2 protein-coding genes are annotated in these 1,593 nt (G+C 35.2%); both read right to left on the reverse strand.

The features are described from left to right. Positions 1–11 precede the first annotated feature (11 nt). Positions 12–242 (reverse strand): Swt1 family HEPN domain-containing protein, encoded by a 231-nt coding sequence (locus F6K13_RS32315; RefSeq protein ID WP_287289786.1) that lies wholly within the window; start codon positions 240–242, stop codon positions 12–14. Positions 243–883: 641 nt separating this feature from the next. Beyond that, the gene (locus tag F6K13_RS32320) at positions 884–1,291 is read right to left on the reverse strand and encodes a thiol-disulfide oxidoreductase DCC family protein (RefSeq protein ID WP_124154636.1); all 408 of its coding nucleotides are present in this window, start codon (positions 1,289–1,291) and stop codon (positions 884–886) included. Positions 1,292–1,593: the final 302 nt, after the last annotated feature.

Consider the following 1,593-nt stretch of genomic DNA (forward strand, 5'->3'; position numbering starts at 1 on the left):
TCAAACGCAACTTAGATGAAGCTTTGCGTAAAGATGTATCTCTGCAAAGCTTCATCTAAGTTGCGTTTGTTTAATCCTTGCTGATTTTTTAAGATATTTTTTGCTTCTTTCAACCAATTATCCGAGTAGTATTCTCGCATTCTTTCTTCAATATATGGATATAAAGCTTGAGCTAAAAGCTTTAAAGATTTATAGATTAAATCACCATAATCATCTATGGAAGGCTGCTTTTTTGTAATCATTTTACTGATATTTCCTTTGGGTTGTTTGCGAACAACAGCATCGGAACATCAGATATCTATCACTAATAGTGAAATAGTGAGTTACTCAAAAAAACTCCCCTATCTTGATAGAAACTTCCCAAAAAATAGGAGTTAATAGTGACAACTAATGTCACTTTTGACTCACATATAACATTGGGATATTTTTCTACAGGGAATTTCATAAAATGAGTATTACTTCAACTAAATAAACACTATATTAAGTGGTATTAGCTTCAGCTAATGTCTCATCAATGGTAGATATGTATACTGACTCGTGTATCTCGATTTGTAGCTAATTTTTAGTAAACCTAGATACTTGTAAGCATTTAGTCTCCTAAACTACCTACTTACAAACAGCTATCTATACTAAAGATTAATTACAAATTGAGATATACAAGTGAGTATATATATCTACCACCGATGAGACAGCAGCCAACAACAGGCTATAGATACTAATATTGTATGCTATCTTTAGAAAGAGTATAACAAAGAAATAAAATTTTTGTCAATAGTTGTCAGATTTATTTTTTGGACTAACCTTCATAGCATGAAAAAACCTCCCGTTCTACTTTTATGTTTTAACTCAGGGACTCCATCTAGCAAACTCACTTCTTTTCTACTCAGAGTAAAGAAGCTTTACAACCAAATGGATAAGGTGAGTTATAAGTAGTAGAACGCTTGCCAAATATTGTGTAACGATTATCCCGAATCTGCTCATAAAAGCGATCGCCCATCCATTTTGCTCCTGGTAAACCTCGATATGCTGCCACAAACACATCCCCCACAGGCAAAAGTCGCCCTATTTCTTCCGCTGCATCACTACCTTGCCATCGACGTTCCGGTGCATTACCATCAATCAAAATCATACCCATTTCACAATCTTTAGCAGTAATACCAAATTGATTGAGTTTTTCTAAATCTTGCATAGGAATATACTCAAATAGCTCACCTTTATCTATACTTTCCAATACCTGCACCAACGTTACACATAAATTGCAGTTGCCATCATAAATTACGATATAACTCATACGTCTTAGTTTTATTTTAAATACAATCAAACATTGTAACATCAACAGGACTTACGCAAATTCTTAGACAATACGCTATCAGCAGGGGGCGAATGCCATTCGCCCCTACTAGATATGGCGGTTATGCGTAATATCATGTCCGGATAATTAGTGATCAAAAAACCTTCTCCTTCTGCTCCTGTTCTTCTTCCTTCTTCTTTCTTCCCTCCTGACTCCTGACTCCTGACTCCTGAGGACTCCGTCGTTATTTATTTATAACTGTTCAACCGGACATGATATAAGTCCTGACTAAATTAAAGCTA

The sequence above is a fragment of the Okeania sp. SIO2B9 genome (assembly GCF_010672505.1).
GTDB lineage: Bacteria > Cyanobacteriota > Cyanobacteriia > Cyanobacteriales > Microcoleaceae > Okeania > Okeania hirsuta.

Excerpts from the sequence above, each read along its gene's own strand:
- F6K13_RS32315 (WP_287289786.1), bottom strand. The coding sequence starts at position 242 with ATGATTACAAAAAAGCAGCCTTCCATAGATGATTATGGTGATTTAATC.
- F6K13_RS32320 (WP_124154636.1), bottom strand. The coding sequence starts at position 1,291 with ATGAGTTATATCGTAATTTATGATGGCAACTGCAATTTATGTGTAACG.